29 protein-coding genes are annotated in these 26,623 nt (G+C 34.7%); 28 read left to right on the plus strand and 1 reads right to left on the minus strand.

What is annotated here, in order from left to right:
- Positions 1-8: 8 nt before the first annotated feature.
- The 23 genes from QJV49_RS12420 (at position 9) to QJV49_RS12530 (ending at position 21,691) form a co-directional block, all read left to right on the plus strand.
- Positions 9-1,259: a DUF563 domain-containing protein gene (locus tag QJV49_RS12420; protein WP_225512194.1), complete on the plus strand. Its 1,251-nt coding sequence runs from the start codon at positions 9-11 to the stop codon at positions 1,257-1,259.
- 23 nt (positions 1,260-1,282) lie between these two features.
- A complete protein-coding gene (locus tag QJV49_RS12425; protein ID WP_225512193.1) occupies positions 1,283-2,395 on the plus strand; it encodes a DUF6270 domain-containing protein in 1,113 nt (370 codons plus the stop codon).
- Between the two features lie 22 nt (positions 2,396-2,417).
- Positions 2,418-2,870, plus strand: coding sequence for a glycerol-3-phosphate cytidylyltransferase (gene tagD / locus QJV49_RS12430; protein WP_225512192.1), 453 nt, complete (start codon positions 2,418-2,420; stop codon positions 2,868-2,870).
- A gap of 100 nt (positions 2,871-2,970) precedes the next feature.
- On the plus strand, positions 2,971-3,312 hold the full coding sequence (locus QJV49_RS12435) for a hypothetical protein (RefSeq protein ID WP_225512191.1): 342 nt from the start codon (positions 2,971-2,973) through the stop codon (positions 3,310-3,312).
- A 17-nt stretch (positions 3,313-3,329) separates the two neighbouring features.
- Positions 3,330-4,517, plus strand: coding sequence for a CDP-glycerol glycerophosphotransferase family protein (locus QJV49_RS12440; RefSeq protein ID WP_225512190.1), 1,188 nt, complete (start codon positions 3,330-3,332; stop codon positions 4,515-4,517).
- Positions 4,507-5,625, plus strand: a complete 1,119-nt coding sequence (locus QJV49_RS12445) for a CDP-glycerol glycerophosphotransferase family protein (RefSeq protein ID WP_225512189.1) — start codon at positions 4,507-4,509, stop codon at positions 5,623-5,625. Before QJV49_RS12440 ends, QJV49_RS12445 begins: the two co-directional genes overlap by 11 nt.
- Before the next feature lie 21 nt (positions 5,626-5,646).
- Positions 5,647-6,564, plus strand: coding sequence for an LCP family protein (locus QJV49_RS12450; RefSeq protein WP_225512188.1), 918 nt, complete (start codon positions 5,647-5,649; stop codon positions 6,562-6,564).
- Between the two features lie 187 nt (positions 6,565-6,751).
- The gene (locus QJV49_RS12455; protein ID WP_225512187.1) at positions 6,752-7,987 is read left to right on the plus strand and encodes a phosphopentomutase; all 1,236 of its coding nucleotides are present in this window, start codon (positions 6,752-6,754) and stop codon (positions 7,985-7,987) included.
- Positions 7,988-8,045: 58 nt separating this feature from the next.
- On the plus strand, positions 8,046-8,315 hold the full coding sequence (locus tag QJV49_RS12460) for a zinc ribbon domain-containing protein (protein ID WP_225512186.1): 270 nt from the start codon (positions 8,046-8,048) through the stop codon (positions 8,313-8,315).
- A 70-nt stretch (positions 8,316-8,385) separates the two neighbouring features.
- Positions 8,386-9,090 (plus strand): purine-nucleoside phosphorylase, encoded by a 705-nt coding sequence (deoD, locus tag QJV49_RS12465; protein WP_004255010.1) that lies wholly within the window; start codon positions 8,386-8,388, stop codon positions 9,088-9,090.
- A 131-nt stretch (positions 9,091-9,221) separates the two neighbouring features.
- A complete protein-coding gene (locus QJV49_RS12470; RefSeq protein WP_225512185.1) occupies positions 9,222-9,668 on the plus strand; it encodes an ASCH domain-containing protein in 447 nt (148 codons plus the stop codon).
- 83 nt (positions 9,669-9,751) lie between these two features.
- Complete coding sequence (locus QJV49_RS12475; RefSeq protein WP_010905638.1) at positions 9,752-10,078, plus strand: heavy metal-binding domain-containing protein; 327 nt, start codon at positions 9,752-9,754, stop codon at positions 10,076-10,078.
- 154 nt (positions 10,079-10,232) lie between these two features.
- Positions 10,233-11,900: a formate--tetrahydrofolate ligase gene (locus tag QJV49_RS12480; protein WP_225512184.1), complete on the plus strand. Its 1,668-nt coding sequence runs from the start codon at positions 10,233-10,235 to the stop codon at positions 11,898-11,900.
- A gap of 126 nt (positions 11,901-12,026) precedes the next feature.
- Positions 12,027-12,602, plus strand: a complete 576-nt coding sequence (locus QJV49_RS12485; protein WP_241892500.1) for a C40 family peptidase — start codon at positions 12,027-12,029, stop codon at positions 12,600-12,602.
- Positions 12,603-12,739: 137 nt separating this feature from the next.
- Positions 12,740-13,585, plus strand: coding sequence for an amino acid ABC transporter substrate-binding protein (locus tag QJV49_RS12490; protein WP_225512182.1), 846 nt, complete (start codon positions 12,740-12,742; stop codon positions 13,583-13,585).
- Between the two features lie 268 nt (positions 13,586-13,853).
- On the plus strand, positions 13,854-14,741 hold the full coding sequence (locus QJV49_RS12495) for an amino acid ABC transporter permease (RefSeq protein WP_225512181.1): 888 nt from the start codon (positions 13,854-13,856) through the stop codon (positions 14,739-14,741).
- A gap of 11 nt (positions 14,742-14,752) precedes the next feature.
- Positions 14,753-15,505 carry an amino acid ABC transporter ATP-binding protein gene (locus tag QJV49_RS12500; RefSeq protein ID WP_225512180.1) on the plus strand — a complete coding sequence of 251 codons (753 nt, stop codon included), beginning with the start codon at positions 14,753-14,755 and terminating at the stop codon, positions 15,503-15,505.
- 1 nt (position 15,506) lies between these two features.
- A complete protein-coding gene (locus tag QJV49_RS12505; protein WP_004255037.1) occupies positions 15,507-15,734 on the plus strand; it encodes a DUF4059 family protein in 228 nt (75 codons plus the stop codon).
- Positions 15,735-15,925: 191 nt separating this feature from the next.
- Entirely contained in the window at positions 15,926-16,852 is a 927-nt protein-coding gene (gene trxB, locus QJV49_RS12510) for a thioredoxin-disulfide reductase (protein WP_225512179.1), read from the plus strand.
- 142 nt (positions 16,853-16,994) lie between these two features.
- Entirely contained in the window at positions 16,995-17,243 is a 249-nt protein-coding gene (gene secG, locus QJV49_RS12515) for a preprotein translocase subunit SecG (protein ID WP_003130913.1), read from the plus strand.
- Positions 17,244-17,492: 249 nt separating this feature from the next.
- Positions 17,493-19,946, plus strand: coding sequence for a ribonuclease R (gene rnr, locus QJV49_RS12520; protein ID WP_225512178.1), 2,454 nt, complete (start codon positions 17,493-17,495; stop codon positions 19,944-19,946).
- An 18-nt stretch (positions 19,947-19,964) separates the two neighbouring features.
- Positions 19,965-20,552 (plus strand): isochorismatase family protein, encoded by a 588-nt coding sequence (locus QJV49_RS12525; protein WP_225512261.1) that lies wholly within the window; start codon positions 19,965-19,967, stop codon positions 20,550-20,552.
- A gap of 80 nt (positions 20,553-20,632) precedes the next feature.
- On the plus strand, positions 20,633-21,691 hold the full coding sequence (locus QJV49_RS12530) for an endonuclease/exonuclease/phosphatase family protein (protein ID WP_225512260.1): 1,059 nt from the start codon (positions 20,633-20,635) through the stop codon (positions 21,689-21,691).
- A gap of 25 nt (positions 21,692-21,716) precedes the next feature.
- On the opposite strand, the gene QJV49_RS12535 is transcribed toward QJV49_RS12530, so the two are convergent.
- Complete coding sequence (locus QJV49_RS12535) at positions 21,717-22,658, minus strand: UbiA family prenyltransferase (protein ID WP_225512177.1); 942 nt, start codon at positions 22,656-22,658, stop codon at positions 21,717-21,719.
- 153 nt (positions 22,659-22,811) lie between these two features.
- Here QJV49_RS12535 and QJV49_RS12540 point away from each other — a divergent pair, with 153 nt between their 5' ends.
- The 5 genes from QJV49_RS12540 (at position 22,812) to QJV49_RS12560 (ending at position 26,613) form a co-directional block, all read left to right on the plus strand.
- Positions 22,812-23,075 carry an ACT domain-containing protein gene (locus tag QJV49_RS12540; RefSeq protein WP_038601352.1) on the plus strand — a complete coding sequence of 88 codons (264 nt, stop codon included), beginning with the start codon at positions 22,812-22,814 and terminating at the stop codon, positions 23,073-23,075.
- A gap of 117 nt (positions 23,076-23,192) precedes the next feature.
- Complete coding sequence (locus QJV49_RS12545) at positions 23,193-24,530, plus strand: PFL family protein (protein WP_225512176.1); 1,338 nt, start codon at positions 23,193-23,195, stop codon at positions 24,528-24,530.
- A 99-nt stretch (positions 24,531-24,629) separates the two neighbouring features.
- Positions 24,630-25,109, plus strand: coding sequence for a phage tail protein (locus QJV49_RS12550; protein WP_225512175.1), 480 nt, complete (start codon positions 24,630-24,632; stop codon positions 25,107-25,109).
- 65 nt (positions 25,110-25,174) lie between these two features.
- Positions 25,175-25,870, plus strand: a complete 696-nt coding sequence (locus QJV49_RS12555) for a histidine phosphatase family protein (RefSeq protein ID WP_225512174.1) — start codon at positions 25,175-25,177, stop codon at positions 25,868-25,870.
- Entirely contained in the window at positions 25,867-26,613 is a 747-nt protein-coding gene (locus tag QJV49_RS12560) for a M15 family metallopeptidase (RefSeq protein WP_225512173.1), read from the plus strand. The genes QJV49_RS12555 and QJV49_RS12560 overlap by 4 nt, the downstream gene beginning before the upstream one ends.
- Positions 26,614-26,623: the final 10 nt, after the last annotated feature.

Raw genomic sequence — 26,623 nt, forward strand, 5'->3', positions numbered from 1 at the left:
GAGATAAGATGAGTTATAAATTAACAAGCTGTAAGGTTTTTGCTGACAATTATGAAAGTTGGGCGGGAAGAAGTACTCATGATTGGTTTATCCAAGATGAAACAAAAGTTCAAGTTCTATCGAATGGTATAATTTTACCGGTGAAGTCAGATTCTAATTTTTCTGCTTGGTCAGGCGGGGTAATGGATAATTCAGGTAATTTTATTGCCGGGCACATTAGAACTAGACGCAAATCTGATGAAACAGGTCAAGTGGATAAGAGTTACCACATATCAGATGAATTAAAAGTCATAGAAGAAAGAGTGGTCTACTGCGGAGTGGCTCATCCACATTTTGGACATTTTCTTACAGAGTCGCTTGGAAGATTGTGGTGGTTTTTAGAAAATCCTGATTCCAGTACTAAATATGCTTTTATTGCTCCAAATGATGAAATTAAATATCTTGATTTTTTAATTATGTTAGGTTTGAAAAAAGAACAAATCATTTTAATTAAGGAACCAACGAGTTTTAGTGAAGTTATAATCCCAGAACAATCGACGATTGCTTATGATGGTTTCAAAGATAAGGCGATGAAAATTTATGATGCAATCCGTGATAGTGTTGAACCAAAGACTTTTGACAAGGTCTATTTAACAAGGACAGCGCTACCTAAGAATTTTTCTGATGGAATCACGGTAAATGAGGATTATTTTGAAGCTTTTTATCGTTCTCAAGGCTATGAAATCATCTCACCAGAAAAGTATTCAATTAGAGAGCAAGTGGCAATTATGGCGGGAGCAAAAGAAGTTGCTTGTGTCTATGGTACAGCTGGGCATCTTATTTTATTTAGCCATGATCATGTTAAAATCACAGTATTGAATCGTTTCTCAGAAGGTTTTGCTATTCAATTCTGGATGAATCAGGCTAGACGAGCAAACTCTGTTTGGGTGGATGTATCTATGAATTTTCTTCCCCATACTCACTTTCTTTCTTGTTATTTGTTGCTTCCAACGGTGCAATGGGAAGAATATCTGAAAGATGACGGTGTTAAACTTCCTTGGGATAGTTTACTTAATTTGAAAGAGTCGGTCTTTGAATATATCGAGGAATGGACAAGGTTAGTTGCCTTATTTGCAAAAAAGCATCCCAAATTCTTAGAAACAAGGTATAGCTCATTTACTTTTTCAAATTTTGTAGAGGTATTTTCTAAACTCATAAGAGAGCCGATAAATAGTGAAACTAAAAAATCATTGGAAAATATATTTAAGAAAAATAAATGAATTGAGTTAGAGAGGGGTAGAGCATGAAAAACCGAGTGGCGATTATTGGGTCAGACTTATCAAAAGAACTTTTTGATAAAAGTAAATCTAATTTTGAAGTTGTACTTTATCGAAAAAATATTTCACTTATTTCACTTATGGCAAAAGCAGTTGATTACAATTTTAATCAATTAGACAAGGGAATAAGTTTCGAAAAAGCTGAACAAATATTGAATGAATTGGACAAGGAAACTTTAAGCAGTCTAATTGTTGCGCAGCCAGACCTTTTATTATTAGATTTTTATAGTGATGTTTTTCATGGAGTAGTGGAGACGCAAGATCAAAGCTTCTTGACAAATTCCTTTGAAAATATGGCAGAAGTTTATTCTTTTTCTAATATTAAAGTAAAAAGGGTTTTGAATTCCAATCATTCGGTTCAAGAATTTATCAATTATTCTTCTCTTTGGTGTAAGGCTTTTAACCTCTTTATTGAATTTGTGAAAAAATATTTACCAAATACAGTCATTTTGATTAATACGGTTGAATTTTTCAAAGAATTAGGTTTTAAGAGTAATATGAGCCAAGTATGGGAGAGGTTTAATGAATATGCGCAAAAAAAAGGAATCCCAATAATCAATCATAATTCAACAGAAATTTCTCAATACCTAAGGAAAGAGGAAGCTGAGATTTCGGAAGCTTCTCTCAAGTATAATCTAATCAGAAACGCAAGTTTTAGTGAGGGAAAGAAGTATTGGCGTGATGACTCTAATGAATATTTTGCAGAAAATGGCATATTAGAAATCGAAAGAACAAGTATGGAGGGATTTACTATCCTTCATAGTTCTCCCCTTCAGATTTCAAATAGTGATCAAAGAGCTCAGAAATTAGAAATTTCGATGGAAGTTTGGGTTGAAAATTTATTTAGTCTTCATTTGAATGATGCCTTTTTCTATGTTTGGACTTATGATAATAAGGTGAGTAGAGAGATTCAAGAAGTTAAGATTTATTCTTCAAAGTTAGAAAATCTTAGTTCAGGGAAGTGGAAGCATATAAAAATTGAATTAAATTGTAAAGGAAGATATTTAGAGTTAGGCCCACACATGGTTGGAGCGGGACATTTTCGATATCGAAATTTGTCATTAACACTGAAAAAGTAAATTTAAAAAAAGAGAACTTTAAATGGATAAAGAAAAAGTAGTTTTAGTTGCTGGAACGTTTGATATCCTACATGAGAGTCATGTTGATATGCTAAGAAATGCTAAAAATCTTGGAAGTAAGTTAATTGTGATGTTGTCAACGGATGAATTTAATGCTGACAAGGGAAAGAAAGCTTTTCAAGACTATGATACGAGAAAATATGTTTTAGAATCCATTCGTTATGTGGATTTGGTTGTACCAGAGCAGTCTTGGAATGATAAAAGTCTTTATATTGATATGTTCGATGTTGATATTTTTGCTATGGGAGATGATTGGAAAGGAAAATTTGATTTTCTTAAAGAAGAATTCCCTAATTTAAAAATTATGTATTTTCCACGTGGGAAAGTTTCCTCTTCAAATATTAAGCGGGAGATTGGTAAACTTTATTCAAGCGATGATATAAGCTTCTCAAAAGAAAAGGAAAGTGAACATTAGTATAAACTTAATGAATGATATAACTCTCATTTTTTCTAAGCTTGGTTTTTTATTCAGCCCGCTAAATCTACTTAAAATATTCCAGAAATTTGAAAAAATAATGAAAAAACCAAAACTTGATTATGCTAAATCAAAAAATAGTGTAGATTTATTTCTGAAAATAGATGATGATATTTTTAAATTTGATAAGAATAAATTTATTAAATTTACAGCTTTACCGAAAGAAGCAAATCTAGTCATAATTTCAAAAACTGCTTATCTTAATTGTCTTAAACTACTTGGTAGTTCAATGGATACTGAACTTAATCAATTTTTGAAAATAGTCAGTAAAGAGAAAGATTTAAAGAAATTCCCAAAAATGATTGAAGAAATCTCAGGGTCATTCTCAACAAATCTATCTATGAAAGAATTAATTGTAATTATTCGAAAGCAAATGATGTGAAAAGGAAAGGAGGAGAAATGGTTAGTTTAGTATTGAAAGTTAGATTAATATTATTTAGAATGACACTTTCTGTTTTACTTTTTCTTTTAGCTAAAATTGTAAAAGGCGATGATAAGCTAATTATTTTTTCATCCTTTAATGGAAAAGCTTATTCGGATAATCCACGCTATCTTTTCGAATATTTGGTAGAGGATGAAGCTTTTGCTGATTTTCAATTTATTTGGGCTTTTAAGAGTAAACAAAAAATTGAAGGAGTTAGAGTTGTTAAGTTTAATTCTTTCGCTTATTATTATTATCTTTCAAAAGCAAAATATTGGGTCTTTAATTCCAAAATGGCTCCTTATTATTATAAAAGGAGAGAACAAATTTATTTACAAACTTGGCACGGAACGCCATTAAAGCGTTTGGGACACGATCTTTTTGATAATGGTAAGACTTATTATCGGAGTCATTTATCCCATCAACAAATGCTTAAAAGTTATGATGATGATTCTCGACATTGGGATTATTTAATTTCGCCAAGTGAATTTTCTAGTCATGCTTTTGCGAGTGCTTTTAAGATAAAGCAAGAACAAATATTAGAAATGGGTTATCCTCGAGTGGATTATTTGGTAAATTTTAATCCTGAAGAAATTTTAAAATTAAAAAAGGCTTATAGTTTACCATTGGATAAGAAAATTATTTTATATGCGCCAACTTGGCGAGATAATTCTTTTGATGTGAAGGGATATAAATTCGAATTAATTGTTGATTTTCATAAATGGAAGAAAATTTTAGGTCAGAATACAATAATATTATTTAAACCTCATTACTTAATTTCTAATGTTTATCAGGTTCCGAATGATTTGACTGATTTTGTTTATTTGATGGAGGCAAATTCGGATATTAATGATGCTTATTTGATGAGTGATAGTTTAATTACTGATTATTCTTCTGTGTTTTTTGATTATGCCAATTTAAATCGACCAATCTATTTTTATATGTATGATTTTGAATACTATGAGCAAAAGTTAAGAGGATTTTATTTAAATATTCCAAATGACTTACCTAATGATGTCATTACAAAAGAAGATGATTTATTAGTGAAAATTAATAATGAAGATTTTGATTATGAACGTTTGAGAAAGTTTAATCAAAAATTTAACTTATGGAATGACGGGAAAGCTTGTTCTAAAGTTGTTAAGAGGATTTTTAATGAAAACTAAATCAATTATTTTAACAATTATTCTCAGTATTTTTTATCCCTTTTCCTTGATTCCTGGGGTTAGGAGGAAACGAATTACTTTCATTTCGTTAGAACACGATAATTTATCAAAGGATTTTAAGTTGATTTATAATCGGTTGGCTGGGAAAAAGAAATATGAATTACGAACAGTTCTATTTAAATTTGATTCTTCTTTCTGGGGAAACATCAAGTATGGCTATACTTGTATTCGTCAATTATTTTTAATTCAAAGTTCACATTTAGTGATTATTGACTACAATAATTTTGTAGTTTCCAAATTTCCGCATCGTCATAGGGTTAAGGTCTTGCAACTTTGGCATGCAACAGGGGCTTTGAAAAAATTTGGGAATGATGTGGAGCGAGATTATAAGGTTAAAAATTATGATTATACAATAGTCAATTCAAATTTTTTAAAACCAATTTTTGCGCGTGCTTTTAATCTTTCGGAGTCGCAGGTCATGGTGACTGGAATTCCTAATAATGATAAAATTTTTGATCCAATTTTTGTAGAGAAAACGAAACAAAGACTTTTAGAAAAATATCCAATTCTAAAAAATAAAAAGGTTATAACTTATGCTCCAACTTTTAGAGGAAGAATTAGTACGCATTTTCGAGAAGCTTTGATTGATTTGGAAAAAGTTCATCAAAAGCTCGGGGAAGATTACTTAATTATTTATAAAAGTCATCCATTGATTTCAGATTCAAAATATGAAAATAATGAACGAGTTTTATTTATTCAGGATGAGTTGATTTCATCACTGTTTTGCGTTACAGATATTTTGGTGACGGATTACTCGGCGATTGCAATTGATTGGATGGTTTTTGATAAGCCAATTATTGCTTATAGCCCTGATTTGATTAATTATTCGCATAAACCTGGTTTTACTTTTGACTATGAAGAGGAGTTTCCGAGCTCTGTTACTAAAAATGAACAAGAGTTGGTTGAGGCAATCAAATTTGTCAGTAAAAATGAAGAAAGTGATCATCCGAAACGAAAAAAATTTACTGACAAAATGTATAAGTTTAATGACGGAAAATCAACTGAACGAGTCTTAGATTTGATTGAATCGATTATGAGAAGCTTTTAGTGATTGGATAAGGAGAAAAAGATGACAAAATCAGAAACGTCTTATGATGAACCATTTAAAAGAGGGCATAAAAAGAAAAAAAGAAAAATTTTCCGAATTTTCCTCATTGCGCTTTTTGTATTGATAGTACTTTTAGGGGCAGTTGGTGGTAAAGTTTATTTTGATTTAAAGTCAGCGATAAATAAAGCTTATATTAGTCCACCAACCGAAATGACGAGTGTTTCACTAAAAAGAAAAGATTCCTTTACCACAGTTGTCCTTGGAGTAAGTGAAATCAATGGAAAAGAAGTTTTGGTCTCGGCGGATATGGCAGCAACTAACCCTCGCTTGCAACAAACAACAGTTATCAATATTTCAACAAGCGCATTACTTCCCAATCATCAATCTTTAGAGACTCTTTATAATTCTGGTGGTTCAGCAGGAGTCATTCAAGAAATCGAAGAGATTTTTCAGGTCAAAACGAATAAGTTTGTGAAAATCGATTTTGACCAAATTGGTAAAATGGTTGAGGCAATCGGGGGCATTTCACTTCAAAATCCAGCTGCTTTTAACGCTCAAGATTACAATTTTCCTCAAGGGACAATTACTTTAAATAATTCAACAGAGGTAAAGGCTTATCTTACTTTACTAAATGAGTCAGATAGTAAAAAACTCCTTGCAAGACAACAAGAACTTGTGATGGCGACAATGACGAAACTTAAAAATCCGCAAGTTATTATCGGACATTTTTCTCAAATTTTGGCTACTTTTCCTAAAGTTTTTAGAATGAGTTTTAGTTTTGGAAATTTCAAAGCTTTATTAGTAAATTATCATGGGGCTACAAGGATTAGTAAAATCAATATCCATAGTGACAAAGTGGAGGGACAGTCAGGAGTGACGACAATTTCACAAGCTAATCTTGATTTGGCGAAAATACAATTTCAAGAAAGTTTAAAATAAAAGAATAAAAAATCATTAGATAAAATTTCTAATGATTTTTTTAGGACAATTATTTCTCATAAAAAGCAGATTTTAGAAAGAAAATTGTATTTTTTTAACAGCTTTGACTGCCCTTTTTGGAAGAGTTTATGTATAATAGAATTAGTTAGTTTTGCTATTGATATAGCAGCAGAAATGGAGAGATATAATGCCTAAAAAATTTGGTCGTATTCATCTTGTTGTAATGGACTCTGTCGGAATTGGTGCTGCACCAGATGCTGACAAATTCTTTAATCATGACGTTGAAACGCATGAAGCAATTAATGATGTGAACTCAGACACGATTGGTCATATTTCAGAAATTCGTGGGCTTGATGTGCCAAACCTTCAAAAATTGGGTTGGGGAAATATCCCGCGTGAAAGTCCGCTCAAAACGGTTCCAAAAGCTGATAAACCAGCAGCATATGTCACTAAACTAGAAGAAATTTCAAAAGGTAAGGATACAATGACTGGTCACTGGGAAATTATGGGCTTGAATATTCAAACGCCATTCCCAACTTATCCAGAAGGTTACCCAGAGGATTTACTTGAAAAAATTGAAGAATTTTCTGGCCGTAAAATCATTCGTGAAGCAAATAAACCTTATTCTGGTACAGCAGTTATCGAAGATTTTGGCCCTCGCCAATTGGAAACCGGTGAGTTGATTATTTATACTTCAGCAGACCCTGTTTTGCAAATTGCGGCACATGAAGATGTCATTTCTCGTGAAGAACTTTATAAAATTTGTGAATATGTTCGTTCAATTACCCTTGAAGGATCTGGAATCATGATTGGCCGAATCATCGCTCGTCCTTATGTTGGAGAAGCTGGAAACTTTGAACGGACTGATGGACGTCGTGACTACGCTTTGTCACCATTTGCTGAAACAGTTTTGGAAAAACTTTATAAGGCTGGAATTGATACTTATTCAGTTGGGAAAATTTCAGATATTTTCAACACAGTAGGTGTGAAATATGATATGGGGCATAATCATAACGATATGGACGGGGTTGACCGTCTGCTTAAAGCCATGACTAAAGCTGAGTTTACCGAAGGATTTTCTTTCACAAACTTAGTTGACTTCGATGCTAAATATGGACATCGTCGCGATGTTGAAGGTTACGGAAAAGCAATTGAAGACTTTGATGGTCGTTTGCCAGAAATCATTGATGCAATGAAAGAAGATGATTTGTTGATGATTACTGCTGACCACGGAAATGACCCTTCATACGTAGGGACTGACCATACTCGTGAATATATTCCGCTCGTGATTTTCTCTAAATCATTGAAAGAACCTAAAGTTTTGCCAGTAGGACATTTTGCTGATATTTCAGCAACTGTTGCTGAAAACTTCTCTGTTAAGAAGGCTCAAACTGGAGAATCATTCTTGGATGCTTTGGTTTAATAGGGAAAATTTCTGTCAGTAAATTTTACTGACAGACTTTAGAAAGAAATATTTATTTATGGCTAAGAAAGCATTTTGTCAATCTTGTGGAATGCCAATTGCTGATGATTCTTATAAGGGAACTGAAGCAAATGGGGAATTTTCAACAGACTATTGTATCTATTGCTATATGCAAGGACGTTTTGTCCAACCTGAACTTACTTTTGATGAAATGGTTGAAATTGGGCGAAAAGGTTTAGATAATAATCCAATGCCCAAAATGCAAAAATGGCTTTTCAAAAAGCTTTATCCAATGCAACTCAAAGGTTTGAAACGCTGGAAAAATTAAGTTCTTAACTTACTGATAGAAACTCTGTCAGTAAATTTGATAATTATATTAAAAGAAAAGGAAATTAAAAATGCCAACACCACATATCGAAGCTCAAAAAGGCGAAATCGCAGATAAAATTCTCTTACCAGGAGATCCACTTCGCGCAAAATTTATCGCAGAAAACTTCCTTGAAGATGCTGTGCAATTTAACCAAGTTCGCGGAATGCTCGGCTTTACTGGAACTTACAAGGGTCATCGTGTTTCTGTAATGGGAACAGGAATGGGAATTCCTTCAATTTCTATCTATGCTAATGAATTAATTACAGAATACGGTGTAAAAAGATTAATTCGTGTTGGGACTGCTGGTTCTGTGAATGAAGATGTTCATATTCGCGACCTTGTCATTGGGCAAGCAGCTGCAACAACTTCAGCGATTATCCGTAATGATTTCCCTGATTTTGATTTCCCACAAATTGCTGATTTTGATTTGCTTGATAAAGCATATCATATTGCAAAAGACCTTGGAATTACGACACACGTTGGAAATATTCTCAGCTCTGATTTGTTCTACGGTGGACCAGATGCAGTTAAAGTTGGAAAACTTGGTGTGAAGGCTGTTGAAATGGAAGCTGCTGGCCTTTATTATCTTGGGGCAAAATATAAAGTTCAAACTTTGGGAATTATGACAATTTCTGACCATATTTTGACTGGAGAATCAACAACTTCTGAAGAGCGTCAATTGACTTTCACAGATATGATGAAAGTTGGTTTGGAAACTTTGATTTCCGAATAATTAGTTAAAGTTCTGTCTTAATGACAGGACTTTTTTATTTATAAAAATTCATTTAATCCTCTGTACTTAAAAAAATTTGATATTATGGAATAAGGTGGGAATTAAGCTTTCCCTCAAACAAAGGAGAAAAGATGACTTACGAAGATTTTATTAAAGAAGCAGGATTGGCAAGAGAAAATTTTAGGTGGGCTTGGGCATTTTGTAATGAAGTTGATGGTCCAATAACTGAGCCAGAATTGGCTGACAAACTTTTAGATTTGGTCTTAGAGGGAAAGAAAAGTGCGACGGCAAGTGCTGTAGCTGAGTATGGTGAAGATGAACCATTACCTTCAGTTGATGGAAAATTTGATATTTTACTAGATGGAAAAGGTCAACCAAGAGCTGCAATTACAACTTCTAAAGTTTATGTGCGAAATTTTTTTGATGTCAGCGCTGAGCATGCTTTTAAAGAAGGAGAAGGGGATCAAAGTTTAGACTACTGGCGGAAAGTTCATCAAGACTTTTGGAGTGATTTAAAAGTATATAGTCCTGATATGGAAGTTCTTTGCGAAGAATTTGAGGTTCTTTACCAAAACTAAAAGTAGTAAATAAAAATTGTTGACTATTTTTTAAGTCATGCTATAATTATTTTAAAATTATGTTTTATGAAAAGAGGGATAAGATGGAAGAAATACTTATTGTAACTACAAATGAAGTGGCTGGTTATCGAATTACCGAAGTCTACGGTGAAGTTTTCGGATTAACAACGCGTTCAAGAAATTTGTTTTCAAGTGCCGGTCAACAAATGAAAACAGTTGTGGGTGGCGAAATAAATGGTTATACAAAACTTCAACATGAAACCCGTGAAACTTCGATTGATCGTATGAGAGAGGAAGCAAAAGCCAAAGGAGCAAATGCAATTGTTGCCATGCGTTTTGATTCATCGACTTTCCAAAATATTGATTCAGTCGCTGCTTATGGAACAGCTGTTAAAATTGAAAAAATTTAAAGACTGGCGAGAGCTAGTTTTTTATTTCCGAACAATTTTTAGTTACGCCTGCCAAAAGAAATACTGTTAAGGGAAAATTCCTTCATTTTTTGTTAGAATAATATTAAAATTAATATAATTAAACTCAAATATGAGAAGCCTTTAGAGGAGAATTATGAAAACGGATATTGAAATTGCTCAAGCTGCTGACATTCAACCTATTACCAAAATTGCTGAAAAGATTGGACTATCATTTGATGATATCGAACTTTATGGTAAATATAAAGCTAAAATTCCTTTAGAGGTTTTAGATAAGTTTGACCAACAGTCTGAAGGAAAACTTGTTTTGGTGACATCAATCAATCCCACACCTGCTGGAGAAGGAAAATCGACAGTTACTGTTGGTTTGGCTGATGCATTTGCAAGACAAGGTAAAAATGTAATGGTGGCCTTACGTGAACCTTCTTTAGGGCCTGTTATGGGAATTAAGGGTGGAGCTGCTGGTGGTGGTTTTGCACAGGTATTGCCAATGGAAGATATTAATCTTCATTTTACAGGTGATATTCATGCGATTACAACTGCCAATAATGCTATTTCGGCATTTCTTGATAATTCGCTTCATCAAGGAAATCCGTTAAATATTGACCCAAGAAGAATCATTTGGAAACGTGTTGTTGATTTGAATGACCGTGCCCTTCGTCATGTTACTGTTGGACTTGGCGGCCCCTTAAATGGTGTACCCCGTGAAGATGGTTTTGATATTACAGTAGCCAGTGAAATTATGGCGGTTTTATGTTTGGCGACTTCAATCAGCGATTTGAAAGAACGTTTAGGAAAAATCGTTCTAGCTCATTCTTATGATCGGAAGCCTGTAACCCTTGGTGATTTAGGGGGTCAAGGGGCTATTGCAATGCTCTTGAAAGACGCAATGAAACCAAACCTTGTTCAGACAATTGAGGGAACGCCAGCTTTGATTCACGGTGGGCCTTTTGCCAATATTGCGCATGGTTGTAATTCTGTTTTGGCAACAAAAACAGCCTTAAAATTATCTGATATTGTCATTACAGAAGCTGGGTTTGGAGCAGATCTTGGTGGTGAGAAATTTTTGGATATCAAAACTCGTCAGCTCGGGAAACAACCAGATGCGGTAGTAATTGTGGCTACACTTCGTGCGCTTAAAATGCATGGTGGCCTTGATAAAAAAGAATTGACCAAGGAAAACGTAGAGGCCCTTAAAAAAGGCTTTGCTAATTTAGAACGTCATATTAAAAATATGCAGAGTTACGGTCTTCCAGTGATTGTGGCAATTAATGAGTTTGCATCGGATACTAAATCTGAAATTTCAGCATTAAAAGAGCTAACAGAAGCATTGGGTGTTCCAGTTTCATTGACCCAAGTCTTTGCTAAAGGTGGTGAAGGTGGTTTAGATTTGGCCGAAAAACTGTCAGGAATGTTACAAGAAAAATCTGATTTTAGCTATCTTTATGACCTAAAAGAGCCATTATCGGCTAAAATTGACAAAGTTGTGACAGAAATTTATGGCGGTTCCAAAGTCAATTATTCACCAAAAGCTAAGCGTCAGATGAGAGAAATTGAAGAAAATGGTTGGAATGATTTGCCAGTATGCATGGCTAAAACTCAATATTCATTTTCAGACCAACCAAATCTTTTAGCAGCACCAAAAGGCTTTGAAGTTACAGTTCGCGAGCTACTTCCAAAAATTGGAGCTGGATTTATCGTTGCTCTTTTGGGAGATGTGATGACAATGCCAGGGCTTCCTAAAAATCCAGCAGCTTTAAAAATGGATGTTACTGATGATGGAAAAATCTCAGGATTATTTTAGAAATGAGTTTAAGTGATTTTGTTACATAAAGATTAAATGTAAAATTTTTCGGTAACAAATTTACAAAAAATTAAAAGCTTGTAAAACCGCTTGTCAGGCGGTTTTTTTGTGTTATACTTGCTAACAATGTTGAAAAAAATAATTATTTCTGCAGCACTTCTTACAAGCTTTAGTGCTGCCCTGATTGCGAATCCTGCAAAAGCAGATTCAGTATTTGATGATAATAAGGCACAAAGTTCACTGACAGATTTGTCGGCAGCAACGAATTCACTTGATGTTTTGACAAAAACAATGAATGATACTGTTAGTGCTGTTTCAAAAGTAGAAAAAACACAAAGTGCGGCTAAAGAAGTTCAGTCACGAGCTGACAAACTTGTCAGTACAGCCAAAAAATATATAGGTGTTCCCTACGTTTGGGGTGGAACGACACCAGCTGGCTTTGATTGTTCAGGATTTACAAGTTACGTCTATAGAGAAGCTTTAGGTAAAGAAATTGGTCGTACAACTTGGGACCAAATTGCAAGTGGAAAACAAATCGGACTTGACCAAGCCAAAGTTGGAGATTTGATTATCTTTTATGGTGGAGACCATGTGGGAATTTATCTTGGAAACGGTCAAGTGATTCATGCACCACAACCTGGTGAGTCAGTTAAAATCAGCTCAGTTACTGATATGTCGGCTGATTTTGCATTAGAGTATTAAATATAATAGAAGGAAATAGCATTTATTGCTATTTTTTTGTTATTCTTATAGCTAAATCTGGCTATAAGTTTTTTTTATGGCAAAGTAGTTAAGTTCGTGTTAAGATAGGTCTATCAAATTTTTAAAGGGGAACTTTTATGAGAACATCACTAAAGGTCACATTTGCCGCTCTTTCACTTATCGCTGCTGGAACTTTGGTTGCATGCTCATCAGGTTCAAAAGATTCATCAGATAAAGCAACATCTGTTGTGATTGCGACAGATGGGGCAACAAAGCCATTTACTTATTCAGACAGTCAAGGAAATTTAACGGGTTACGATATTGAGGTGGCTCGCGCTGTTTTCAAGAAATTGCCACAATATAAAGTGAAATTTCAAGTGACAGACTTTTCTGGTATTGCACCAGGGATTGATTCTGGTCGTTATCAAATGGGAGCTAATGATTTTGGTTGGGAAAAAAGCAGAGCTGAAAAATATTATTTCTCATCACCACTTTCAAAATCAAACAATGCAGTTCTTGTGAAATCTGGGACTTATAAAACTTTGGCAGATTTGGCTGGGAAATCGACAATTGGTAATCCAGCATCAAATTATACAAAGTCAATTCAAGATTGGAACAAAGCCAATCCAGATAAAGAAATTAAAATTAGCTACTCAGCAGATTCTACTTCAATTAATACAAGATTCACGCAAGTAGAATCAGGAAAAATTGATTTCATGCTTTATGATAAGATTTCTTTAGAGTCTGCAGTTAAAGAGCAAGGTTTTGACAATCTAAAAATTGAAGATATCAGTATGGATACTGGTGATGCTCAACATGACGGTTATGAATATTTCCTCTTTGGCAAAGATTCGCAAGGTAAAAAACTTCAAAAAGATGTGAATGGAGTTTTGGCGAAAATGCAGGCTGATGGTAGTTTGGCGAAAATTTCCAAGAAATATCTTGGTGGAGATTTTGTGCCAAAAGCAGAAATGTTTAAGTAGATTTTACTGACAAGAAATTTAGCCTAATATCAAAGAGCTGTCGGTAAAATATTTGTCTTCTGGCAAATCAAAGCTTACTGACAGTTCACTTCGTAAAAAATAGAAGAAAAAAAGACCAAAATTTTGTATAATAGTAGAAGTGATGGTCAGGTAAAAAATCGAACTTATAAGTAAAAGTAAAAATACTAAATGATAAGTTTAATAAATCTGAAAAAACTCTGTCACTTTTTTACTGACAGAGTTTTCCCTATTAGAAAAAATAAAAAATATGAAAAAAAATAAAAAAATAATTCTTGGAATTGTCTTACTTTTGGCTATAATTATCTTGCCAGCGCTTCCCTTTCTCCTGATAAAGGGTCAGTATAATTTTCATGACTTTTGGGCCATGTTTTTCACAAAGATTTTTAGTTGGTCAGCATTTATAGATGCTTTTTTACCAATTATAAAAATGATTCCATCATCTCTTGAAATGACAATAATTGCCATGGTCTTTGGTTTGCTTTTAGGACTCATTCTTGCTCTGGTTCGCATTAATAAAATTCCAATTTTGAATCAATTGCGGGCTTTGTTTGTTAGTTTTATTCGTGGAACCCCTATTTTGGTGCAATTATACCTTTCATATACAGGGATTCCGTTGATTTTAAAAGCAATCAATATGAATTATGGAACGAATTTTAATGTCAATACAATTCCAGCCATGCTTTTTGTCATTGTTGCTTTTGCACTCAACGAAGGGGCTTATAATTCGGAAACAATTCGTGCTGCAGTTCAATCCGTTGATAAAGGACAAATCGAAGCAGCCAAATCACTCGGAATGACAAATTTTCAAGTTTTTATGCGTGTGACTTTACCTGAAGCAGCAACCGTTGCAACAGCTCCTTTAGGAAACGCTCTGATTGGACTTTTGAAATCAACTTCACTTGCCTTCGTTGCTGGTGTGGTAGAAATGACAGCTCGTGCTCAAATTATTGGGGGATCAACCTTCCGTTTATTTGAAACTTATTTAGCCCTAGCTTTAGTTTACTGGCCAATTTGTATTATTTTTGAACTCTTAATTCGTGGATTAGAGCGTAAATTAGACGTAAGAATGCCAAATGATAAGCGTAAAAATCGTGCACAAATTTCATTGAGCAAAAATCCATTTAACCAAGCCTAAGGAGGACGATAATGATTAAAATTACAAATATAAGTAAAACATTTTCGGGTAATCAAGTTCTCAACGACATTAGCTTGGAAATTGAAGAAGGAGATGTTATTGCCCTTATTGGAGCTTCTGGTGCTGGGAAATCAACCTTTCTCCGTGCTTTAAATGATCTTGAAAGACCAGATAGTGGTCAAATTGAAATTGATGATTTAAAGATTGATTATTCGACAATCACAAAGCAAGAAGTACTTGAGCTTCGCAGGAAGACAGGAATGGTTTTTCAACAGTTTAATCTTTTTGAACGTCGGACTGCCCTTGAAAATGTAATGGAAGGATTGATTCAGGTTAAAAAATTGTCTAAGACGCAAGCAAAAGAGATTGCTGAAGCTGAACTAGATAAGGTTGGTCTAACTGACCGGAAAGATTACTATCCAAAATTTTTATCAGGTGGTCAAAAACAAAGGGTTGGAATCGCTCGTGCTTTAGCGATGCAACCGAAACTTTTACTTTTAGATGAACCGACATCTGCCCTTGACCCTGAATTAGTTGGTGAAGTTCAAGAAGTAATTTTAAATGCAGCTCAAAATAAGCAAACAATGGTGCTTGTCAGTCATGAAATGGACTTTGTTTATAATGTAGCAACAAAAGTGCTTTTTCTTGAACAAGGGAAAATCATTGAAGCAGGAACTCCTCAAGAAGTTTTCTACTCACCAAAAAATCCTCGTACACGAGAGTTTTTATCACGTCATGTCAAGAATTTAGAGGTTAATAACTAAAATGATGATTTTACAGTTTTATTTAAAAGGTCTATTAATTTCAGCTATCTTTGTTTTATTGGTAGGTGGATTATATGCTTTCACTTACCTTGTGCGAAATACTAAAAAACCGTGGACTGAAAGAAGAAATCGAATTTTTGATTTAATCTTAGTTGGTATTTTAACAACGCCTATCCTGAGTTTTGCTGTTTTAGGAGTACTAGTAATACTAAGAATTCGTGGACTTTGATTTTTATTTATGCTTTAAATAAATCCAATTAATGGAAAAATATCGTTTGACAATGTAAAATGGTGCTATAAGATTTTAGATATTAAAAAAAGAGTTTTTAGAACTAATAAAAAAGGCTCAAGTTTGCTGAAATGCAACTTGAGTTTATGAATTTAAGGGGAGTTCTTTAGCTCTTAGAAAAGGGATTAAAAATGACAGAAAAGAAATATGATGTTGTCATCATTGGTTCAGGCCCTGCGGGAATGACTGCAGCAATGTATACTGCGCGTTCTGAAATGAAAACTTTGCTTTTAGAACGTGGTGTTCCTGGCGGTCAAATGAATAACACAGCTGAGATTGAAAATTATCCTGGCTATGAAACAATCATGGGTCCTGAACTTTCAATGAAAATGGCTGAACCTTTAGAAGGCTTAGGTGTAGAAAATGCTTATGGTTTTGTGACGGCTATTGAAGATCATGGGGATTACAAAAAAATTATCACAGAAGATGGTGAGTTTGTCACTAAATCAATTATTATTGCGACAGGGGCTAACCATCGTAAGCTTGAAATTCCGGGTGAGGAAGAGTATGGTGCTCGCGGAGTTTCCTACTGTGCCGTTTGTGATGGTGCCTTCTTTAGAAACCAAGAAATTTTAGTTATTGGTGGTGGTGATTCTGCTGTTGAAGAAGCACTTTACTTGACTCGCTTTGGTCAATCAGTAACAATTATGCATCGTCGTGATAAATTGCGTGCGCAAGAAATTATCCAAGAAAGAGCTTTCAAGGAAGAAAAAATCAACTTTATTTGGGATTCTGTTCCTATGGAAATTAAAGGGGATGATAAAAAAATTCAATCCGTTGTTTATAAAAATGTTAAAACGGGTGAAGTAACTGAAAAAGCTTTTGGTGGAATCTTCATTTATGTGGGCCTTGACCCAGTTGCTGAATTCGCTGCTAATCTTGGAATTACTGATGAAGCAGGTTGGATTATTACTGACGATCACATGAGAACAAGTCTACCTGGTATTTTTGCAGTAGGTGATGTTCGTCAAAAAGATTTCCGTCAGATCACTACAGCTATTGGTGATGGAGCGCAAGCAGCTCAAGAAGCTTATAAATTTGTAGCTGAACTTGATTAAAATAAAAAAATTACTGACAAAATCGTCAGTAATTTTTTATTAAAGGATTCGGAATGACTTTTAATCGAAAATATGGTAAACTGTAAGTAACGCAATTTTGAAAAAGGAGATTAGGTATATCGCCTAAGTAATTTATAAGACTATGGAAAAAGTAATTTATGACATTTTGCTTGTTGCAATGCTTGTAGTTTCAGCATTTATTATTGTAGCGATTTTCATGCAACCTTCAAAACAAGATGGAGCAGCAGATGCTTTTTCGGGTGGAACAGGTGAATTGTTTGAACGTCGTAAAGCGCGCGGTTTTGAGGCAGTGATGCAGCGTTTTACAGCAATCATGATTGGCTTATGGCTAGTTATTGGATTTGCTCTTGTTGTTTTATCAACACGTTAAAATTGCGGGCTGAAAACAGTCCGTATTTTATTTTCTTATAAATGTTTTTCTAATTGCGTCAAATGTTTAATTGTCCAAATTGTCAGTGGTAGAATTGATTCTATCAGTCGAAAATGTCTGATAAAATGATTAATACCACTGATAATCTCTTAAAATATTAGCTAAAAAATCAAGTTAATATTTGAAACAAAAAAAGAAAGGGGCTTTTTGTCCAATTTTTGTGGTCAAAAAGTTCATTGAGAGAATATAATGAGTATTAGAGAAGTAATCATGGACTATCTTGAGAATAGTTCAAAAAAAGCACTGTCAGTAGAAGAATTGTCAGTTGCGTTACATATGAATAAGGCTAAAGATTACAAAGTATTTGTCAAAACTTTAGCCTCACTAGAAGCTGAGCATTTGCTTAATTTCACTGCAAAAGGTAAAGTTGAACTAGCCGAAAAAGAAGAGGCAAAAGTTGTCATCAGCGGAATTTTCCGGGCCAATGCAGCTGGCTTTGGTTTTGTCAGTATTGATGCTGAAGAACCAGATGTTTTTGTCGCAAGAGGTCAAACGGCTTTCGCCCTTGATGGTGACGAAGTTTTTATTGAAATTGATAAAAATGCCAATGCGCTCAAAGGAACTTCTGCTGAAGGGCATGTTGTCGAAATCATTCGCCATGACGTCCATCAGGTTGTTGGAACTTTTGTAGCTTTGAATGATGATGAAAAAGAGCAAACAGGACTGATTGGTTTTGTTAAATCTCGGAATAAAAAAATTCCTTATCGTGTTTATTTAGGAAATGAAGGATTAATTCCTGAAAATAAAGCGATTGTTCGTGTTGAAATCACCCATTATCCAGATAAGGAATTTCCACAGACAATGCAAGGATTAGTCACTGAAATTATTGGTCAAGCAGATGATCAAGGGATTGATGTTTTGGAAGTTTTAGCTTCAATGGATATTGTTTCTGAATTTCCAAAAGAAGTTTTAGAACAAGCCGAAGCTGTTCCAGAAGAAGTCCCAGAAAATGAAATTGTGGGACGGGTTGATTATCGTAATGAAATCACTTTTACAATTGATGGAGCAGACGCTAAAGACCTTGATGATGCTGTGCATGCTAAACGTTTGGGAAATGGAAACTATGAATTAGGAGTACATATCGCGGATGTTTCACACTACGTCACTGAAAATTCACCATTAGATAAAGAAGCTTACGAACGTGGAACTTCTGTTTATGTGACAGATCGTGTGGTTCCAATGCTGCCAGAACGTCTCTCTAATGGGATTTGTTCATTGAATCCTCGAATCAATCGTTTAACACAGTCCTGTGTCATGGAAATTAGTCCTGAAGGTCGAGTAATCAACTATCAAATTTCTCAATCAATTATTAAAACGACAGAAAGAATGACTTATGATGCCGTTAATCAAATGATTGCAGGAGATGAAGCAGCGCTTGAAAAATACGCTAAAATTGCAGATTCTGTAAAAATAATGGTTGAACTTCACCATATTTTAGAAGCCATGCGTAAAAGACGTGGGGCTATTGATTTTGATTCAGTAGAAGCTAAAATCATTGTCAATGAAAAAGGATTGCCAATTGAAATTAGAAAACGGACACGTGGCATTGCTGAGCGAATGATTGAATCATTCATGCTTGAAGCGAATGAAACAGTTGCGACACATTTTGAAGCGCATGGTCTGCCTTTTATCTATCGGATTCACGAACAGCCAAAAGCTGACAGATTGCAACGTTTTATTGATTTTGCGGCAACTTTTGGAATGCAGATTGAAGGAACTTCAAATGGCATTGACCAGAAGGTTTTACAAGCTTTCATGAAGAAAATTAAAGGTCAGCCTGGCGAAATGGTCTTGTCAACTATGTTGTTACGGAGTATGCAACAAGCTCGTTATTCAGAAAACAATGAGGGTCACTTTGGTTTAGCTGCGGAAAATTATACGCACTTTACTTCACCAATTCGTCGTTATCCCGATTTGTTGGTTCATCGATTGATTCGTGAAATTGGTGAGGGAAAAACACCAGCTAATATTTTACAAAAATGGGAAGATAAAATTCCTGAAATTGCAGAACATTCTAGTCATCGTGAACGTCGGGCGGTTGATGCTGAACGTGAAGTTGAAAAAATGAAAAAGGCTGAATTCATGGAAGATCAAGTGGGTGAAGAATTTGAAGGGATTATTGCCTCAGTTACCCGTTTTGGAATGTTTATTGAACTTGAAAATACGATTGAAGGTTTAGTTCATATTTCAACCCTTAAAGGTGATTATTTTAATTATCAAGAACGAATGTTGGCGCTTATTGGCGAACGAAGTGGACTTACCTTTAAAATTGGTCAGCCTATTAAAATAAAAGTTGTCAAAGCTGATAGAATGACTGGGGAGATTGATTTTGAATATCTACCTTCAGAATTAGATTTGATTGATAAAGCAGCAAAAGCGAAGAAAAAACCTGAACATAAGGGTCGCAAAAAATCAAATCAATCTCTTAAGGTTAAATCAGTAGCGCCAAAATCTACTGACAAATCTGCTAATAAATCAAAAAATGGCAGAAGAGCTGACGAGAAATCTGAATTTGATAAAAAGAAAAAGAAATCTGCCAAGAAACCATTTTACAGTAAAGCTGCTAAGGGCAAATTTACTGACAAAAAAGATAATGGCAAAAAATTTACTGACGGAAGAAAAAAGCCACATAAAAGAGGCTAAAATTTGAGAGAAAAAAATATGACAACTTTGAATTTAGAAAAAACAGCCTTGGTTATTATTGACCTACAAAAAGGAATTGCAGGTCGTGAGGGATTTGCTCCTTATTCGGCACAAGAGGTTTTAGCCAAAAATAAAGAACTTGTAACTAGTTTAAAAAATACAGGCGCTTTAATTGTTTTTGTTCACGTCAAAAACTACGGTGGCGAAACTTTAAAACCAAAAACTGACAATCCAGCTGTTGCACAAGGACAAATTCCGGCAGATTTTGCTGATTTTGTCATGTCTGAAGCTTATGATAAAGAATATAATAATGTCATTCATGTCGCTAAACATAACTGGGGCGCATTTTACGGCACGGATTTAGATGTCCAATTACGTCGTCGTGGAATTGATGAAATCCTCTTGACTGGAATTGCTACAACGATCGGTTGTGATACTACGGCCCGTGAAGCTTTCCAGCATGGTTATCAAGTTATTGCTATTGAAGATGCAATGACAGATTTTAATGGACAACGCCATCAAGGAATTGTTGAGGGAATTTTCCCTCGTCTTGGACGAGTTCGCTCAACACAAGAAGTTTTAAAAATGATTGAAGAAAGTAAATAAATTTAGGTTAAATTATTTTACTGACAGACTGTTTAGGAGCGGCTGTCAGTAAATTTTCCTAGGATTATTTAGTGAATAATATGAAAAATCGCTTAAAGTTAATTGGAAAAATTATTGTCAGCATTATTTTAGTATTTGCTCTGATTATTGGCTCTTATGTCATCTATGTTTATGCACAATATCATCGTCTTCCTAATGATATTAAGCAGACAATTAAAAATCCTCAGACCCAGCAAGTTGAGCTGGGGAAAACCTATAAAATGATGACTTTTAATATCGGTTATGGATCTTACCCTCCTTCTTTCAATTTTTTCATGGATGGTGGGGATGATGTGCGAGCTTATAGTAAATCTGCTGTCAAATCTGCAATTCAAGAAGATATCAGACTTATTAATAAAGAGAAGCCAGACTTTGGAAATATTCAAGAAATTGATTGGCAAGGAGATCGCAGCCAACAAGTAAATGAACCTCAAATGGCTCGTGCTGGCCTTCCCGATTATACCAGTGTTCTGACACAGAATTACGATTCAGCCTATCTTTTTTATCCGGTGACCAAGCCAATTGGAAAAGCTAAATCTGGAATTATGACTTATTCTAAATATGAAATTGAAAGTTCAACAAGATATAAGTTACCTATCGAAACTAATTTTAATAAATTTTTTGATTTAGACCGAGCTTTTTCTGTCAGTATTTTTCCAATTAAGAATTCAGATAAAAAATTCGTCATCTTTAATACACATCTGTCAGCATTTATCACTGACCAAAAAATTCAAAAACAACAATTATTGACTTTATTTGATGAGATGAAAAAGTATGTTTCTAAAGGAGATTTTGTCATTTGTGGGGCTGATTATAACCATGCCCTAGCTGGTAAAGCTCATCCAGAATTAACGTGGATGAAGGAATTTCCTACAGAAAATTTGACAAACGGAATGCGAGTGGTCGCACCAACCAATGCACCAACTGTTCGTTCACTTGATTATGCCTATGACAAGAAAAATCCCAAAAATACATTTGGAATTATTGACGGATTTCTTGTTTCAAATAATATAAAAGACTTAAAAATACAAACCATTGATAACCAATTCAAATCATCGGACCACCAACCGGTTGTCATGAATTTCTCTTTGGAAAAGTAAAAAAAGCGCTAAGCGCTTTTTTATTTTACTTAAAAATAATTCCCAATAACAACGTAAGGGCAAGAGAAGCATTAAATAACATCAGATTGTCAATTTGAAGGTGGAAAGTCTCTGATTTACTTTGTTTGGCTCTAAACTTTTTAATATTAGGAATAACTTTCAAGGCAATGACGCTCATTAACAATGACCAGATTGGTAAAATTCCCAAAACAATGGCAAGTAAAATACAAAGTCCGGCAAATAAATAAAGTCCAGTAAATACTTTTAAACTGAGTGGAATCTTTAGATAATAAGGTAAAGTATAACGCTCATTACGAATGTCCTGTTCTAAATCGCAAATATTATCAGAAAACATAATATTAAAATTTTGGACGAAACACATTAGACCGACTAAAAGGATTGGTAAAAGAATCTTAAAGTCCCAAGTCCATGTCATGAGCCAATTTCTGTCAAAATTAATGAAAAAATAGCCTTTGTCATAAGAATTAATATAGACAGCAAGGAAAAAGCCAAAGAACCCTTCGCAAAGGCCCGCTAAAATTTCGCCCAAAGGAAAACGAGAAAAAGCGAAAGGACCATAAGTATAGAAAATCGCAATTAAAAAACAAAGTCCACCAATTGGTAAAATTGCAAGATTAGTCAAGAAAAGAACGATTAGTCCAACGACTATATCAATTGCTAAAAGTACCAAACAAATGTTTAAAGCAAGTTTAGGATTAATCGATTTAGCAACGATAATATTCCATTTTTTATATTCAGGATCAAGTGCTTTTTGATAATCCATCAGATTATTCCAAGCCGAAACAAAAAGATTAATGCTTGCTAAACCAATAAAAAATAAAAGCGTAGGCCAAAAATGAAAACTTCCAAAGTACCAAAAGGCAAAAAGACAGCCAGCAATCGGTGATAATAATGCTGCGGGCAAGGTTTGAATTCGTGTAAAATTAAAAAAAGTTTTTAAAGTCATGATAAGCTGATTGTAGCAAAAACTAGCCAATAAATCATGAATAATTTTGACTGACAGAGCTGTCAGCAAAACTTTATTTTACTGACAAGAAAATTGACTGAAAATTTAAATAAAAATGTTATAATAGTATAAAAATTTGAATGGAGAAACAAAATGCGCGCAGTTGTAACAGTAGTAGGAGCAGATAAAATTGGGATAGTTGCTGGAGTCACAGCAACATTGGCAGAACTTGAAGCAAATATCATTGAAATTTCACAAACCTTGATGAGTGGAGCTTTTACCATGATGATGGTAGTTGAAACACAAAATAGTGATTTTTTAGCCTTTCAAGCAGAACTTTCAAGAAAAGGTGAAGCCTTGGGTGTCAATATTCATGTTCAAAATGAAGCAATTTTTAACGCTATGCACAAATTATAATTTACTGACAGAAAAAAATTAACCAATAAATGACTTTTATTTAAAAGTATTTTTACTGACAGCGCGAAAAAATATTTCTGTCAGTAATATTTTAATCAAAACTAAGGAAATCAAATAATGGACATCCAAAATATCAAAGAAACAATTGCGATGATTGAAGAACAAAATTTCGATATTCGCACAATTACAATGGGAATCAGTCTTCTTGATTGTATCGATGCTGATATTAATAAAGCAGCCGAAAAAATTTATCAAAAAATTGTCAATAAAGCAGGAAAACTTGTTGAAGTAGGTAACGAGATTGGACATGAACTCGGTATTAAAATTGTCAATAAACGTGTTTCTGTAACACCCATTGCAATTATCGGAGCAGCAACAGCTGCTGATGATTACACACCACTTGCTCTTGCGATGGACCGTGCAGCAAAGGAGATTGGTATTGACTTTATTGGTGGCTATTCTGCTCTTGTACAAAAAGGCTATCAAAAAGGTGATGAAATTTTGATTAAATCAATGCCTAAAGCTCTAGCAGCAACTGAGCGTGTCTGTGCTTCGGTAAATGTTGGTTCAACTAAAACAGGTATTAATATGACAGCAGTTCGAGATATGGGTGAAACCATCAAAATCATGTCTAAAGGTGATAAATGGCTCAATGCTAAACTTGTTGTCTTTGCAAACGCGGTTGAAGACAATCCGTTTATGGCAGGAGCATTTCATGGAGTTGGAGAAGCAGATACGATTATCAATGTCGGGGTTTCAGGACCTGGTGTAGTTAAACGTGCTCTTGAAAAAGTCCGTGGTGAATCTTTTGATATTTTAGCCGAAACCATTAAAAAGACAGCTTTTAAAATTACAAGAATAGGTCAACTTGTTGGTCAAATGGCTTCAGAAAGACTTAATGTTGAATTTGGAATAGTTGATTTATCACTTGCCCCTACACCAGCAATTGGTGATTCGGTTGCACGCGTTTTGGAAGAAATGGGACTTGAAACTGTTGGGACTCATGGAACAACAGCCGCTCTTGCAATGCTTAACGACGCCGTGAAAAAAGGAGGAGTTATGGCAGCTGAACGTGTTGGTGGGCTTTCAGGAGCTTTTATCCCAGTTTCAGAGGACGAAGGGATGATTGCCGCCGTAAATTCTGGAGCTTTGAATATTGAAAAATTAGAGGCCATGACCTGTGTTTGTTCGGTTGGGTTAGATATGATTGCTATTCCTGAAGAAACACCGGCGTCTACCATTGCAGCAATGATTGCTGATGAAGCCGCTATCGGGGTGATTAATCAAAAAACGACAGCGGTACGGATTATTCCAATGGGCAAAGAAGGTGAACAAATTGAATTTGGTGGACTTTTCGGTGTAGCCCCAGTTATGCGAGTAAACAAAGCATCGTCAGCAGATTTCATTGCTCGTGGTGGCCAAATTCCAGCGCCAATTCATTCATTTAAAAACTAAAAATAGTTTTAAAAATCAGCTTCTAAACATTTTCGAAAAATGATGAGCGCTTCCAAAAATGATATAATGGAAGAGGTAAAAAAATGCGGAGGTTACGATATGGCTTACAAAGTGAATTTCACAGACGTAGAACCAGTTGGTTTGGAAACGTCACCGGTAGCGGAGGCTTTAGCTGGTTTACGAGCTAATGAGGCACGTTATTTTTGGAATAAGTATAAATTTGACTATCTCACATATCCAGCTCATGAAAAAGCCAAAGAAGTTGCTTTGTTTGAGAAAATTTTACTCGAAGAACGTAATTTAAAATTTTCAGCAAAAATACTTGAAGTTGCTATCTATGAAAATGATGAACTCTATTGGCCTGAATTCTATTACGAAGATGGTATGGTTTTAAATCTACTCTATGAAAAAGTTGGACAAGAGGGTAAAAAACCAAAACGGGCAGTTGGAATAAAGTTGTCAGTGGGTATGGAAGTTCCGAAAGAACTGGAGGGGAAATTCAAATTTGCACGCCAACGTTCAAAACTCGCAGGTGAGATAAGAGGTTCCTACTTTACAATCAAACAGGAATGGCTGTAATTTTCTAATAGATAGAAATATCTTATCGTAATTTTTTGATAGAATCATTAAAAAGGGGGGGAGAAATGGTAAATATTTATTTAGTTCGACATGGAAAGACAATGTTTAATACAATTGGCAGAGCTCAAGGTTGGTCTGATACACCTTTAACTGCGGCAGGAGAACAAGGAATTATTGAACTTGGTCTAGGCTTCAAAGAAAAAGGCATTAAATTTGACCGAGCTTACTCATCTGATTCTGGCCGTACAATTCAGACAATGGGCTTTATCTTGGCTAATTCTGATAATGAAGGAATTCCATACACGTATGACAAAAGAATTCGTGAGTGGTGTTTTGGCTCATTTGATGGGGGTTATGACGGAGAACTTTTTGATGGAGTGTTACCAAGGATATTTACCCAAACAGGAAATACTTCTACTGATGAATTCCCTCCTGATGAAGTAATTGCTAATGCAATTTTTGAAGTTGATACGGCTGGCTGGGCTGAACCATGGGAAAAACTTTCAGGACGTATCATGGATGGCTTTACAGATATTGCCAAGGAATCTGAAGCAAAAGGGGCTAAAAATATTGTTATTGTCAGCCATGGAATGACCATTGGAACTTTTGTAAAACTCGCTCACCCAGAACTCCCTCGTCCACATGGTCTTGATAATGGTTCTGTCACTCATTTAAGTTTTGAGGATGGAAAATTCACCATTGGAAAAGTCGGAGACATGTCTTATCGAGAAATAGGGAGTGAAAAGTTAGCTAAAAAATGAAAAGAAGAATAACATTTAGTGTAATCGTGCTTGTTCTTTTGATCATTGGAGCTTTGGGATTTATTTTAATCACCAATAATAAATCAAATTCAACAAACAATTCAGCAAAAAAAACAAGTATTTCTTCATCCAAAGAGGCGGCAAAGAAAAAGGATTTACCTGACGCTAAACAATCAGATTGGGATTTAGTATTGGTGAGTCGAAAATCACCTAAAGATGAAATGAACCCAACACTGGCAACCGTAAATGGGATTCAAGTTGATCAAAGGATAGCATCAGCGGTTCAACAATTTTTAGCAGCAGCCCAACAAATATCACCAGCTGAACATTTAATCTCAGGTTATCGGTCAGTCTCATATCAAGAAGGGCTTTATCAATCTTATGTCCAAGCAGAAATGAATGGTCAAGGAACAGTAAATTCAAGTGGAAATCCAATTTCAGAAGAAGAAGCGATAAAAAATGTGCAAACTTATTCTCAGCCACCAAGAAGTTCAGAGCATCAAACAGGATTAGCGATTGATATGAGTAATATTGATAGCCTGAATGAGAGTCAATATGCAAAACAAGTTGCAGCAATTGCTCCCAAATATGGATTTGTTCTTCGTTTTCCAGAAGGAAAAAGTTCAGAGACAGGAATTGATTATGAAGATTGGCATTTTAGATATGTCGGCCTAGAAAATGCTAAATATATGACCGAACATAATCTTACTTTAGAAGAATATCTAAAACTACTACCAGCATAAAGGAAATAAA

The organism is Lactococcus sp. NH2-7C (genome assembly GCF_029953655.1).
In the GTDB taxonomy this organism is placed as follows: Bacteria; Bacillota; Bacilli; order Lactobacillales; family Streptococcaceae; genus Lactococcus; species Lactococcus lactis.